This is a genomic window from Sphingopyxis sp. (assembly GCF_036402335.1).
GTDB lineage: Bacteria > Pseudomonadota > Alphaproteobacteria > Sphingomonadales > Sphingomonadaceae > Sphingopyxis.
Map to the genome: position 1 here is coordinate 1 of NZ_DASWTD010000186.1, position 12464 is coordinate 12464.

The following is a 12464-nucleotide window of genomic DNA, read 5'->3' on the forward strand; positions in this document are numbered from 1 at the left end:
TGGGCGCTGCTCGACAAGGCGAGCGGGCGGCCGCTGCGGGTGACGGCGGAGGTGGTCGCGCCCTTCGCCCGGGAGGCTTCATGAGCGGCGCGGCGCTGTGGCGGCCGATGCGTGCGGAGGATTTGCCCGCGGTCGTTGCGATTTCGGACGTCGTGCATGGCGACTTCACCGAGCCGCTGGCAACCTTTGCCGACCGCCTTGCCCATTATCCGTCGGGCTGCGCGATATTGGAGTGCGGGGGCGAGCCCCTCGGCTATCTGATCAGCCATCCTTGGCCGCGCGACGCGGAACCGCCGAAGCTCGGTGCCTTGCTGGGACCGATTGCGGCGGCGGACAGCTATTATCTCCACGACATCGCGTTGCTGCCTGCGGCGCGCGGTACGGGCGCCGGGGCGTCGGCCACGGCCTTTGCCACGAGGCAGGCGGAAATCGAACGATGCCACGACATCCGGCTGGTCGCGATTCAGGGCGCTGACAGCTACTGGCATGCGCAAGGGTTCGCCTATGTCGGCGGCGAGCGCGATGGTCCCTACGGGCCGGGATCGTATCTGATGCAGCGCGGGATCGACGCGGCATGACGGCGGCGCTGCATATCCGCCCCGCCGGTGCCGACGATGCCGCCGCGATCTGGGCGATTCTCGAACCCGTTATCCGCGCCGGCGAGACCTATACGCTCGATCGCGACATGCGCGAGACCGATGCACTCGGATACTGGTTCGGGGCGGACAAGGAGACATTCGTCGCCGAAGCGGACGGCGTCGTCCTCGGCACCTATTATCTCCGTGCCAACCAGGCGGGCGGTGGCGCGCATGTCTGCAACGCGGGCTATATGACCGGCGCGGCGGCGACGGGGCGCGGCGTCGCGCGCGCGATGTGCTTGCACTCGATCGACCATGCGCGGGCGCGCGGTTTTCGCGCGATGCAGTTCAATTTCGTCGTCAGCAGCAATGTGCGTGCGGTGGGACTGTGGCAGTCCCTCGGCTTCGAGGTCGTCGGGCGTCTGCCGGGCGCGTTCGCGCACCCGGCGGAAGGTTTCGTCGATGCGCTGGTGATGGTCCGGCCGCTCTGACTATTCCCTGAAGCGTTCGGCCAGCGGCCTGTCGGCAAGGGCTTTCAGCGCTTTCAGTATCGCGCCGTGAACGTCGCCGACTTCTTCGAAGAGCGCGCGATAGACCTCGCTTATCCGCACGCTGTATGCGTCGAGGCGGCGGAGCTGGTCGCGGCCGGCATCGGTCAGCCGGAAGATCTTGCGCCGCGCATCGGCGGGGTCGGCGTGCTGGGTGACAAAGCCGAGGCGGAGAAGCGCAGGGCATTTCTGGACCACCAGCTGGTGCGACTGGCCGAGCGCGCGGGCGAGCTCGGCCGCCGTGGCTTCGCCCGCCGCCTCGAGCGCGGTGAGCAAGGAGCAGGAGCGGACAGGGACGGTAATCCCCGCATCGTCGAACAGCGGACGTGTCTGTTCCTCGATCCGCTGGCTCAAAGCTTCGCTGAGGCGGCCAAGGAACGAGATGTCGTCGAGATCAGTCGAGGCGGGCATAGGTCTGGGTCGTTCCGTCGCGGTCGAGGTGTTCGAGCGCGATAACCTTGCCGCCTTTGCGCAGAATACGGAAGCGGAAGTCGCGCACCCCCTCGATCGCCAGCAGATCGCCGCCGAGCGGTTCGAGCGTCAGGCGGAAGCGTTCGCGCCATGTGTAGAGCAATTTGCCGTCGACAAGGTCGACGCGCCGGCCTTCGTAGCGGCCGGCGATCGCCTTGAGCGCGGCAGCGGACGGCTGCGGGCGCGCGGCGAGTTCGGGGGCGAGCCAGTCGGCGTCGGCTCGTTTCGCCGGATCGGCCTTGGCCAGTTCAGCGAGCGCGAGGCGGTGTGCGACGGCGAGCGCGTCGGCAGATGCGAGCAGATGGTCGGGCGTGACGCCCTGTCCCTCGAAATCACCGCCGTCGACGGGATCGCGAATCTGGCCGATCGGCACCTGCACGAAAAAATCACTGCCGACGGGCTTGCGGTCTACCGGATGCGCGCCGCCCGCGGTGCGTTCGCCGACGAGGGTCGCGCGGCCCAGTTTCTTCAGCGTGTAGGCGAACCATTCGGCGGCGGAGAAGCTGGTCGAGCCGGTGAGGATATAGACGGGTTTACCGGTCAGCCGTTTCGCGGGCAGCGCGGGGAGGACCCATTGGCCGCGCTCGACGCGGCGGCCATCGAGCGTGTAATAATAGTCGAACAGCTCCTGATCCTTGTCGCCGCGGAAGAGCTGGCTCGCGAGCAACTGCGCCATCTCCAGATGTCCGCCATTGTTGTAGCGCAGGTCGTAGATCACCGCGTCGCCATTCTCGATGAAGCGCATCGCCGCCGCCGCGGCGTCATAGCCCAGTTCGGGGTCGGCGAAATGCGTCAGGTCGACATAGGCGATATTGCCGCCCAGATAGCGGAGGCCGGCAAAGCCGAAATTCTGCCGTGCCTCGCGCCGACGTTCCTCGTCGCGCAGCGCAGCGGCGCGTATCGGGTCTTGCTTCGCGGCCTGATCGGCAACCCATGCCGGATCGACTCCAACGGCGAAATGCAGGTCGTTGCTCGCCTCGATCAGATCGGCGGTCAGCGCGCGCGCCAGCGCCGCCTTGTCGGTGACGGCGTCATAGTCGCCCGTCTCGAGATGCGCTTGGAGAGCCGCGGCGAGCGTCTTCGCCTTGTCGGGAAAGACGTAAGCGGCCTCGATCGCCTGCCCGAGTTCTTCGACCACCGCGCGCTTTTCGGGAGCGCTCAGCGGCGCTTCGCCGGTCGCCCCGACCGGTACGAGCCATGCCATCGTCACAACCAGGGCGGCCGCCCATCGTCTGGCCTGCATGTGCAATTCCTTCGTGATGCAGATATACAATATATTGCGCAATATATTGTATAATTATCTGACGCAAGCCCGGACGGGAACCATCGCGGCGGGCAGCGGTATGGTCCGGGGAGGGGGTGCAGCGAAGGACAGGCGCAATGGAAACGCAATTACTGCATCGCGGCCGCTTGATCGATCATCTCCAGCTCGTCGTCGCGGACCTTGGTGCGAGCCGGAAATTCTATGAGGCGATCTTTGACATACTCGGCATGCCGATCGGCGGCGAGGCCGAGGATTATTTCTGGGCCGACGAACTGTTCGTCTCGACCGCCGACAGCGAGGCGGCGCTCGGCAAGCTGACCGGCCGGCACCATCTCGCTTTTCAGGCGGCGGATCGCGCGATGGTCGACGCCTTCTACGAGGCTGGCCTCGGGGCGGGCGGCCGCGACAATGGCGCGCCGGGCGAACGGCCCTATCATCCCGGGTATTACGCTGCGTTTTTGCTCGACCCCGACGGGAATAATATCGAGGCGGTCTATCATGGCGAGCACGAGCGCAGCGTGCCCTCGGTGGAAATCCGCTTCTAGACGCGCGGATCGCCCGTTGCGGGCTTCGCGCCGCCGATGCTGTGCCACCAATGTTCGAGTGCGGACCGGATCGCATCCTCGGGATCGCCGTCGCGCCTGAATGCCCACCAGAGGATCGCGCCCTGCCACAGCGCGAGCATTTGCCATCCCGTCCGCTCGGCGGATCCCGCTTGCGAAACAAGGCGGCTGCCCAGCGCCTTTGCAAGATAGCTGCCCCAAGCGTGCCCGCGTGCCCGAAGGACGGGATCGCGAAAGTCCTCACGCAAGAGAAGGAGTCCGCCGGTTACGCTATATTCGGCCATGCCGCCGGGCATGAGGCGAAGGAGCAGCGCGATCGCCCCCGCCGGAGTGGCTGGAGCCTCGCGGTCCGCAACTGCGGTGAGGGCGTCGAGACGATCCCACGCATGGAGAAGCACCGCGCGGATCATCGCTTCACGGGTTCCGAAACGCTGCACCAGCGTCGCGGACGAAAGGCCGACCGCCGCCGCCGCTTTAGAGAAGCTCAGCCCGTCGGGACCCGTCGTCTCCATGCTGGCCAGCAGCGCGTCCAGCACGTCATGATCGGAAATTGTCTTGATCCTGCCCATGTCGATGATTTATAAACGTACGTTCGGTTATTTACAAGGATGGTGCATGGCAAGGATCGTTGGATATATCGCGGCGAGCCTCGACGGCTTTATCGCGGATGCGGACGACGGCCTCGACTGGCTGTTTGCCTATGACGGCATCGACCTTGGCGAGCATGACTATCGCCGGTTCATCGAGGGCATCCGGACAGTCGTGATGGGCCGGGCAACCTATGATTTTCTGGAGAAGGACGGCGCGCCCTGGGCCTATGGCGAACAGCGTGTGCTGGTCGTCACGTCGCGGCCGATCGCCGATCCGAAGGGTCCGCTTGAGACGCGAAGCGACATCGACGCGCTCGTGGCGGAGTTGCGGGGCCTCGACGATGGCGATGTCTGGATGCTGGGCGGTGGCCGGTTGCAGATGGCTTTCATCGAACGGGATGCGCTCGATGAAATCGAGATTTACGTGATGCCGGAACTGCTCGGCGGCGGAAAGCCGCTGTTTCCGCCCACCGGGTTCCGGCGCGGATTGCGCCTGATCGGGGCCAGCGCCCTCGACCGGGGATGCGTGCGCCTCCATTACGGATTTTAAGTTGCCTTACGGGGCTTCGGCCACGTGCTGCCGTGTTTCCCGGTCGACCAGGCGGCGCAATTGCTGGAGCAACGGATGCCGCGCCGTATGTTTGACGCCATAACCGAGATTGAACCGGTAATCGAAGCCGGGGGCATTCTTGCCGACAAGATGCTGGAGCATGGTTTCCAGCTTGTCGAAGCCCTTGGCGAGGATCGCCTCGGGCGAGGCGGCCGCGCTATATTCGTCCCAGAGCGCAAGCAACTCGTCGCTGAGGTCGGCGGGTAGCGGCGCGCAGAGCGTGACAAGATCGGCGCGTTCCTGTGCGGCGCGCCCGTCGCCCGCGACCTGCTGCGTCGCCGGAACGTCGCCTGAGATCGCCTCCCCCAGATCGTGGACGATGCAGAGCTTGAGCAGTCTGAGCCGGTCGAAATCGCCGAGTTCGCGGTCGAACAGCATCGCCATCAGGCAGAGACGCCAGCTATGTTCGGCGGTGCTTTCGGCTCGGCCCTGCGAGGTGATGCCGCTGCGCAGCGTATCCTTGAGCTTCTCCGCCGACTGGACGAAGGCGAGGATCGCGTCGAGGCGCGCGGGGTCGTGTCGAATGGCCTGTTCCATCGGGCGGTCATAGAAATGCCCCGCGGACGCGGACACGTAAAAATTATACGCGTCAGGACAGGGTGGTCGTCAGCCGGCCGGTCCGTCCGTCCGAAAGCGGGATGGTTTCCCAGCGCATCGTCCCGGCGCGGACAGGGATTTCGGCGCTGTGGTTGCCGCCGGTTCGCACGTCGAGCGTCTGGAACGGGCGGTCGAACCAGCCCGCCGCGTCGAGCCCCGCTTCAGCGCGGACGATCTCGGGCGTCGCGAAGCGCCACAGCGAGGTGCCGATCCAGCCCTGCGTGTCGGACCGCCACGACGCGGCACGCGCGGGCGACGCGGCGAGCAGGCGGTGCGTCGCGTCGCAGACGAGGTGGACGGCTTGCGTCGAGGTTTCGACGAGCCTTTTCAGCGCGGCATCGGCGTCGCCACCCGTCTGCGCCGCGATGAGGTCGACGATTTTGTCGCGGTGGACCGTATCGGGTTCGTGCGTGCCGCTTTCCCAGCGCGACACGCTGGCCTGCGACACGCCGAGCAGCTCGGCGAAATGGCCCTGCTTGATCGCGTTCAGGCGGCGGAACCGCCGCAGCGCGCGGCCGATCGGCAGATCATGTATCATTGCGCCATATTAGCGCAGGGCGATGCCGCCTGTCAGCCCCGATCCTCAGGCATAGCCGACCCAGCCGCGCCAGGTGAAGGCGGCGTAAAATTGTTCGACGCCTGTGAAGCCCGCGGCGCGCAGCACCTCCTCGTCGGCTTCGGGGCTGAGCATCGCGACATGCGTCGCGACCGCCTCGCGGCCCTTCGCGACCTGCTCGGGGTCGCCGCCCGAAGCGATGGCGTAGGATGCGTAGCGATCGAGCCAGCGGTCGCGTTCGTGCGCGCCCTGCGGAAAACTCCCGTGCGCGGCGACGAAGGGCGCGCCGGGCCTGAGGCGGCGGCGGATTTCGGCGGCGGTGCGGATGCGTTCCTCGCGCTCGAGGAAATGCAGGGTGAGCAGGCAGGTCGCGCCATCGAAGGGGCCGGCGGGGGCGTCGTCAATATAGCCTTCGACAAGGTCGGCGCGGTGCGCGTTCGGCCCCATGACCTTTGCCGCGAGATCGAGCATCGGTCCCGCGGGATCGACGCCGGTGAAGCGCCAGCCGCGATGCGCCTCGGCCATTGCCTTCATCTCGCTGCCGCCGCCCGCGCCGAGGACGAGGATATGCGCGTGGTCCGGAGCGCGCTCGGCGAGCAACAGCCCTGTCATGCGGTGAAGCCCGTCGAGCCCGGGGACGAAACGCCGCGGCCCTTCGGTGTAGCGGGCGACCGCCTCGGGGTCCTTGAAGCTGTCGAGAAAATGCTGCGCGCCTTCAGCCATGGATTTGCTCCTGTGCTGTGGGAGAGAGGGATCGCGCGGCCAGGCGCGCGTGGAAATCGGCGGCAAGCTGCGCAAGCGTCACCTCGCCAAAGCGGGCGAGCAGCAGCGTCTCGGCGTCGCGGAAACTGCTGTCGAGCGCGGCGTTGACCGCCTGCTCGACGAGGCAGCCGGGGGCTTCGGTGCGGTTGCCCATCGCCATGAGGCCGGGCCGGCCGATCGCGTCATAGACATCGCGCATCGTGATGTCGGCGAGGCTCTTTGCGATCGTCCAGCCGCCGCCATGGCCCTTTTCGCTGCGGACGAAGCCCGCGTCGCGAAGCCCGCCGAGGATGCGGCGGATCACGACGGGGTGCGTCTGCATCGCCTTGGCGAGCTGTTCCGAGGTCATCGGTTGGCCCTGCTCGGCCATATGGAGGAGGACGTGGAGCACGCCCGAGAGTCGGCTGTCGCGTTTCATGTAACTTTACATAGTGCGTGAAATGGATCCGTCAAGACACGGGATTGACCGGCGACGGCGGAGCGGTTAGCCACGCCGGCGATGACCAACGACCGATCCACCCGATTCAAGGCGTATTGGCGCTCCTTTACATAGGAGCGGCATGGCATCACCTGTGACCATCGCCGCCGTGTCCGGAAGGCGAATGGTTGTCATCACATCATCACACCACCAACTCCCGGTCGCGGCGCGCGCTTTTGAAAGAAGACGCGACATGACCGATACCTTGCTTGCCCTGTCGACCGACCATTGCCGCATCACGCCGCTCCTTGCCGATGATGCCCGCGCGCTCGCCGCGATTACCGACGAAACGGTGACCTCGCAGGTCCATTTCCTGCCCGCGCCGTTCACCGAAGCCGACGCCCGCGCGCTGATCGCGGGATCGGGCGGCGGCGATGTGTTTCACGCGGTTCGCGACGAGAGCGGTCTCGATCTCAACGGTGTGATCGGGGTCCATCGCCGCGTGGGACAGGAATATGAGATCGGCTACTGGTTCGCCGCGCGCGTGCGGGGCAAGGGCATTGCGACCGAGGCGGTGCGCGCGGTCGTCGGCGCGCTGGCTTCGTCGCGACCGGGCTGCTCGATTGTCGCCGAATGCCACCCCGACAACGAGCGATCGCGTGCGCTGCTCCGCCGGATCGGTTTCGTGTCGACCGGGATGGCGGGGAAGCGCCCGGGGCGGACGTTGATGAGCTGGCGCGCGGCGCCTGCCTGGCGCATCGATGTGTGCTGATCAGCTCTTGCTGAGTTCGAACACGACGCCGACCGACACGGTGACATTTTCCTGGCCGGGATCGATGCGCGTGCCGGCGTCGAAGCGCATCATCGCGGGCGCGCGATGGGACCGATAGCCCGAGCTGTCGGTAACCGAGACGACGCGTTTGACGCGCATGTTCAGCGTGCGGGCATAGATGTCGGCGCGTTCCATCGCGTCCTTGATGGCGGCTGCGCGGGCGCGTGCCGCCGATTCGGGGGTTGCCTCCCACGACGTCATCGGCCCCTGGATGTTGGTCGCCCCTGCATCGACAAGGCGGTCGATCATCGCGCCGGCATTTTTCGCATCGCGAAAGCTGATCATCAGATTGTGCCGGACCGTAAAGCCCTTGATCTTTTCCGATCCTTCATATTCGCTGCCGGGCGACAAGGTCATGTTGGAGGTGAAAAAATCCTCGTCCTTCACGCCGAGGCGCTTGAGCGAGCGCCGCATCTCGTCGAGTTTCCCGGCATTGCGGCGCAGCGCGTCGGATGCGCGCGGGGCGAATTCCTCGACCCCCGCGACGATCTGGATCATGGTCACGGGCTGGCTGTCGAAACCCTGGCCCGTCACCGTCAGTCTGGTGCTGTTTTCCGAAAGACCGTCTTCATTGGCCGTCGCCGCGAGGATGACGGGCACCGCCGCGACAAGAGCAAGGATCGCGAACAGCTGATATTTTCGTTGGACCGGCATGGTTGTGACTCCACATGGAAGCCCGACCCTACCGGTTCATCGTTAAGAACGGATCAAGCCCGGCCCCGACCGGGCGGCCCCGGCTCCTCCCGCGACATCCTGTTCGGCAGAAGCGGCCGCGACCTCCTCGGTCAGTGCCTTGACGATCGCCGCGACCGAGGTGGGCGCATAGGCGAAGCCCATATGGCCGCAGTCGACCTCTACCTGCCGGTCGCTTTCGTGCGGCTGGCCGCGCGCGCTGCTGACCGCGACGACGCCGTCATGTTTCGACCAGAGCGCGAAGGTGGGCATTTCGGGGCGCGGTGCGGGGTGGAAGTCGATCGGCGGATTGTCGACCGGATGGCGTGCGATCAGGTGATAGAGGCGCCACGCGCGGTTGGCGCGGCGGCTGCCCGAGAAAGGCGAACCGAGCGTCACGACGCGCGCGACCTTGTCGGGGTGATGCTTGGCATATTCGCGTGCATAGATGCCGCCGAGCGACCATCCTACCAGCGCGGGGGCGTAGCCGGTGCGATCGATGATCCACTGGACGCGGGTGTCGATACGATCGATGATATCGGCGGTCGCGCCGCGGTTGAAGCCGAGGCCCCACGCGTAACAGCGAAAGCCCGAACGGCGGAGGTCGGCGCGCAAGGCCTTGGTCGCCCAGTCGCCCGACAGGAAGCCGGGGAGGACCATCACCGGCGGATGCTCGCTGTCGGGGTTCGGCTCGGGCGGCATCGGGCGGATGCGGCCGCCGAGCGCACGTGCCAGCGAGCCGATCTCGCGCCATAGCAAGGTCAACGGCGGCAGCGCGTCGGGATCGGGAATGCGCGCGGGCCATTCGGCGCGCCGGGTGAGGAAGCCGCGGATCATCGTGGGCCTAATCCCATAATCGTCCTTCCCGCGAAAGCGGGAATCCAGTGACCCCTTGCCCTGTCCGAAATGGGGAAGCCGGACCCCGGGGTCAAGTCGAGCGAGCCGCGCGTCTCGCTCGAGGGCGACCAAAGGCGAAGGTCAGCGCTTCGGAACCAGCCGCACCAGCTTGCCATCCTCGCCGTCGGTGAGCAGCCAGACCGACCCGTCGTCGCGCACCTCGACCTCGCGGATGCGCTGGCCGAAATCCCAGCGGTCCGACTTGTGGAGCGTGTCGCCGTCTATGCCCATGCGGATCAGCCCTTCGCCCGAGAGCGCGCCCATCAACAGGCTGTTCTTCCAGCCGGGATAGGCGTCGCCGCCGTACCAGGCGAGGCCGGCGGGCGAAACCGACGGGTTCCACCACAGCTTCGGCGCCGCAAATTCGGGGCGCGTCGGATGATCGGGAATATCCTTGCCATCATAATGATCGCCGTTCGACACGACCGGATAGCCGTAATTGGCCTTGGCCTCGACGAGGTTGACCTCGTCGCCGCCCTTCGGGCCCATTTCCTGGTTCCACAATTTGCCGGTACCGTCGAAGGTGATGCCGAGCAGGTTGCGATGGCCGAGCGACCAGATTTGCGCGGTGACGCCGCCCCCATCGGGTTTTGAGGCGTCGGCGAAAGGGTTATCGGCGGGTACGCTGCCGTCGGGATTGAGGCGGAGGACTTTGCCCAGGTTGGCCTTCATATCCTGCGCAGGGTCGAACTTCTGGCGTTCACCCGACGTGACGAAGAGATATTTGCCGTCGGGCGAGAAGGCGAGGCGATGCGAGAAATGCCCCCTGCCTTCGACCTTGGGATCCTGTTTCCAGATGATCCGGAGTCCCTCGAGCCGCGGCGACGCGCCCTGGATCAGCTTTGCCTTGCCGACGACGGCGCCGAATGTCTTGCCGGTGCCGGCTTCGACCCAGCTCAGATAGACGGTGCCGCTCGTCGCGAAGTCGGGGGCGACGATGACGTCGCCGAAACCGCCCTGGCCGCCATAGGCGACCGCCGGAACCCCGGCGACATCCTGCGTCGGGCCATTTTCCTGCCATAGCTTCAATTTGCCCGATTTTTCGGTGACCAGCGCGGCGCGGGTGCCGGGGACGAAGGTCATCGCCCAGGGCTCGTTGAAGCTCGCGACCTCCTTGACGGTGAAGGGTGCGTCGGCGAGCGGGGTCGCGGGCTGCGCGCCCGAGGCGTCGAGCTTGGCGGTGTCGGCGGGGGCCGCTTCGGTCGACGCGGGGGCGGCCGAACAGGCAGCGACGGCCAGCGCGGCGATCAGGGCAAGGTGCGGCAGGTTTTTCATCGAAATGGGCTCGCTCTGCTGGGGAAGGATGCGCCGTTCTGACGCGGTCGCCGCCGCTTGTCGAGAGCCGTATACGATTATCGCCCATGGCGGGGCGCGGGCCCCTAGCGGCTGGCCGCCTCGCGCCGCGCGGTGATCGTCTCGACGCTGTCCATGATCGCGTCGACGGCCTCGCTCGCCGGAGGCGCATCGGCGCGTTTCTGCGAGAATTGTCCGCTGTTCATGATTTCCTCGAGCGCGGCGCGGGCGCGCGATACGCGGCTTTTCATCGTGCCGAGCGCGCAGTCGCAGATGCTCGCGGCCTCCTCATAGGAAAGCCCGCCCGCACCGACGAGGATCAGCGCCTCGCGCTGGTCCTGCGGCAATTCCATCAGCCCGCGTTGCAGATCGGCCATCTCGCCGCTGTCTTCCTGGCTCGCCGGGGTCGACAAGGTGCGCTCGACCGCGGTCTCGTCATATTCGCCGCGAAACTTGTTGCGGCGCATCTGCGAGAGGAAGGTGTTGCGCAGGATGACGAAGGTCCAAGCCTTGATCGAGGTGCCGCGCTCGAACCGCTCGCGCGACGCCCACGCCTTGACCATCGTGTCCTGTGTCAGGTCGTCGGCGAGGTCCTGATTTCCCGACAGGCTGCGGCCATAGGCGCGCAGGTGGGGAATGACGCCGGCCAGCAACGCCTTGAATTCGCTGTCCGACAGGGTGTCGGTCTGCGGCTGCGACGCAGCTGTGGTTTCGGTCATTATTGCTTCGAGCTTTTCTGATCGAGCTGGGAAAGAAGGTCGAGCATGTTGTCGGGCAATTGTTCGGAAACGATGTTGCCATAGATCATGCGCAGCTTCGCACCCACCGGTTCGGGCGCCTGCCGACCGGTCAGTGTGCGGTGCCACTGGTCGCTGCCCGTACCGGGAAAGCTGCCCTGCTGCCGATGCGGTGCATCGGTCATCGGGTGCGGAGTGCCCTTGCCGTTCATCCTGTTGTTGCCTTGCGTAGCCATGCCGAAGCAACGACGAAAGGCGCCGCTGGTTCCCGTGCGGTCCGATTTTTCGACGAATGGTGTTGCGGCAAAAGCACAGCGGGTAGGGGGCGAACCGGCGGCCCGGACACCATGGATGCTGCTTTCGGTTCCCATAGGGGATTCAAGGCGCTAAGCCTTGTGTCCATTCAGCGGTGCTTCAGGGCGCCCAACCGATCAGGACCGTGTGACCAGCGACGAAACACCCCAACCGCTCGACGATGCCAGCTTCAAGCGCGAACTCGCGGCAATGTTGCCGCATCTGCGCGCGTTCGGACGCAGCTTGACCGGCAACGCCGACATGGCGGACGATCTGGTGCAAGAGACGATGCTGAAGGCGTGGAAGGCGCGCGCGCAATATGTGCCGGGGCCCGCCAGCATGAAGAGCTGGGCCTTCGTCATCCTGCGCAACTGCTTCCTGTCGCAGATGCGGCGGAAGAAATTCACCGCCGAATATGACGAGATGGCGGCCGAACGCCTGCTCGTCGCGCCCGACGACCAGGACGACAGCCTGAACCTCGCCGACGTCCAGCGCGCGCTGCTGCTGCTCCCCGTCGACCAGCGCGAGGCGCTGGTGCTCATCGGCGCGGGGCAATTGTCCTATGAAGAGGGCGCGGCGATTTGCGGCTGTGCGGTGGGCACGATGAAAAGCCGCGTATCGCGCGGCCGCGCGGCATTGCAGGCGATACTGGAAAGCGGCGAAATGCCGCGGCGCAGCACCGACGAACTGCCGTCGAGCGAAGCGTTTCGCACGATCATGGACAATGTCGACCAGCTGACCGCGAACGGTCCGGCCGGAGAATAGGGCTTTTTACGCCGCGA

Annotated in this window: 18 protein-coding genes; 6 read left to right on the forward strand and 12 right to left on the reverse strand. The window is 66.2% G+C overall.

Annotated elements, in window-relative coordinates:
• On the forward strand, nt 1-578 hold a 578-nt coding region (locus tag VGD20_RS05855), incomplete at its 5' end, for a GNAT family N-acetyltransferase (RefSeq protein ID WP_331133554.1).
• Complete coding sequence (locus VGD20_RS05860) at nt 575-1069, forward strand: GNAT family N-acetyltransferase (RefSeq protein ID WP_331133555.1); 495 nt, start codon at nt 575-577, stop codon at nt 1067-1069. The genes VGD20_RS05855 and VGD20_RS05860, both read left to right, overlap by 4 nt.
• On the opposite strand, the gene VGD20_RS05865 is transcribed toward VGD20_RS05860, so the two are convergent.
• Both VGD20_RS05865 and VGD20_RS05870 read right to left on the reverse strand, forming a co-directional pair.
• Nucleotides 1070-1537: a MarR family winged helix-turn-helix transcriptional regulator gene (locus VGD20_RS05865; RefSeq protein ID WP_331133556.1), complete on the reverse strand. Its 468-nt coding sequence runs from the start codon at nt 1535-1537 to the stop codon at nt 1070-1072.
• Nucleotides 1521-2840 (reverse strand): S41 family peptidase, encoded by a 1320-nt coding sequence (locus tag VGD20_RS05870; protein ID WP_331133557.1) that lies wholly within the window; start codon nt 2838-2840, stop codon nt 1521-1523. Before VGD20_RS05870 ends, VGD20_RS05865 begins: the two co-directional genes overlap by 17 nt.
• Nucleotides 2841-2977: 137 nt before the next feature.
• Here VGD20_RS05870 and VGD20_RS05875 point away from each other — a divergent pair, with 137 nt between their 5' ends.
• Entirely contained in the window at nt 2978-3406 is a 429-nt protein-coding gene (locus tag VGD20_RS05875) for a VOC family protein (RefSeq protein ID WP_331133558.1), read from the forward strand.
• On the opposite strand, the gene VGD20_RS05880 is transcribed toward VGD20_RS05875, so the two are convergent.
• Nucleotides 3403-3993: a hypothetical protein gene (locus VGD20_RS05880; protein WP_331133559.1), complete on the reverse strand. Its 591-nt coding sequence runs from the start codon at nt 3991-3993 to the stop codon at nt 3403-3405. The genes VGD20_RS05875 and VGD20_RS05880 overlap by 4 nt on opposite strands.
• Before the next feature lie 46 nt (nt 3994-4039).
• Between VGD20_RS05880 and VGD20_RS05885 the strand changes: the two genes are divergently transcribed.
• The gene (locus tag VGD20_RS05885; protein ID WP_331133560.1) at nt 4040-4564 is read left to right on the forward strand and encodes a dihydrofolate reductase family protein; all 525 of its coding nucleotides are present in this window, start codon (nt 4040-4042) and stop codon (nt 4562-4564) included.
• Nucleotides 4565-4570: 6 nt separating this feature from the next.
• Here VGD20_RS05885 and VGD20_RS05890 read toward each other — a convergent pair whose 3' ends face one another.
• From VGD20_RS05890 to VGD20_RS05905, 4 genes are read right to left on the reverse strand one after another with little or no spacing between them, the layout of a single operon-like run.
• Nucleotides 4571-5197, reverse strand: coding sequence for an HD domain-containing protein (locus VGD20_RS05890; RefSeq protein ID WP_331133561.1), 627 nt, complete (start codon nt 5195-5197; stop codon nt 4571-4573).
• A 16-nt stretch (nt 5198-5213) separates the two neighbouring features.
• Nucleotides 5214-5759, reverse strand: a complete 546-nt coding sequence (locus VGD20_RS05895; RefSeq protein WP_331133562.1) for a helix-turn-helix domain-containing protein — start codon at nt 5757-5759, stop codon at nt 5214-5216.
• Between the two features lie 45 nt (nt 5760-5804).
• Nucleotides 5805-6500, reverse strand: a complete 696-nt coding sequence (locus VGD20_RS05900) for a class I SAM-dependent methyltransferase (protein WP_331133563.1) — start codon at nt 6498-6500, stop codon at nt 5805-5807.
• Nucleotides 6493-6957, reverse strand: coding sequence for an Rrf2 family transcriptional regulator (locus VGD20_RS05905; RefSeq protein ID WP_331133564.1), 465 nt, complete (start codon nt 6955-6957; stop codon nt 6493-6495). Before VGD20_RS05905 ends, VGD20_RS05900 begins: the two co-directional genes overlap by 8 nt.
• Nucleotides 6958-7210: 253 nt before the next feature.
• Between VGD20_RS05905 and VGD20_RS05910 the strand changes: the two genes are divergently transcribed.
• The gene (locus VGD20_RS05910; RefSeq protein WP_331133565.1) at nt 7211-7729 is read left to right on the forward strand and encodes a GNAT family N-acetyltransferase; all 519 of its coding nucleotides are present in this window, start codon (nt 7211-7213) and stop codon (nt 7727-7729) included.
• Here VGD20_RS05910 and VGD20_RS05915 read toward each other — a convergent pair whose 3' ends face one another.
• The 5 genes from VGD20_RS05915 to VGD20_RS05935 all read right to left on the reverse strand — a co-directional run bounded on the left by VGD20_RS05915 (nt 7730) and on the right by VGD20_RS05935 (nt 11624).
• Nucleotides 7730-8443 carry an SIMPL domain-containing protein gene (locus VGD20_RS05915; RefSeq protein WP_331133566.1) on the reverse strand — a complete coding sequence of 238 codons (714 nt, stop codon included), beginning with the start codon at nt 8441-8443 and terminating at the stop codon, nt 7730-7732.
• Between the two features lie 42 nt (nt 8444-8485).
• Nucleotides 8486-9298, reverse strand: a complete 813-nt coding sequence (locus VGD20_RS05920) for an esterase/lipase family protein (RefSeq protein ID WP_331133567.1) — start codon at nt 9296-9298, stop codon at nt 8486-8488.
• A 141-nt stretch (nt 9299-9439) separates the two neighbouring features.
• Nucleotides 9440-10633: a PQQ-dependent sugar dehydrogenase gene (locus VGD20_RS05925; protein WP_331133568.1), complete on the reverse strand. Its 1194-nt coding sequence runs from the start codon at nt 10631-10633 to the stop codon at nt 9440-9442.
• Nucleotides 10634-10737: 104 nt separating this feature from the next.
• Nucleotides 10738-11370 carry a sigma-70 family RNA polymerase sigma factor gene (locus tag VGD20_RS05930; protein ID WP_331133569.1) on the reverse strand — a complete coding sequence of 211 codons (633 nt, stop codon included), beginning with the start codon at nt 11368-11370 and terminating at the stop codon, nt 10738-10740.
• Nucleotides 11370-11624, reverse strand: a complete 255-nt coding sequence (locus tag VGD20_RS05935) for a NepR family anti-sigma factor (RefSeq protein WP_331133570.1) — start codon at nt 11622-11624, stop codon at nt 11370-11372. The genes VGD20_RS05930 and VGD20_RS05935 overlap by 1 nt, the downstream gene beginning before the upstream one ends.
• 268 nt (nt 11625-11892) lie before the next feature.
• On the opposite strand from VGD20_RS05935, the gene VGD20_RS05940 reads away from it, so the two are divergent.
• Nucleotides 11893-12447 (forward strand): sigma-70 family RNA polymerase sigma factor, encoded by a 555-nt coding sequence (locus tag VGD20_RS05940; RefSeq protein ID WP_414714549.1) that lies wholly within the window; start codon nt 11893-11895, stop codon nt 12445-12447.
• The last annotated feature ends 17 nt before the right edge of the window (nt 12448-12464 follow it).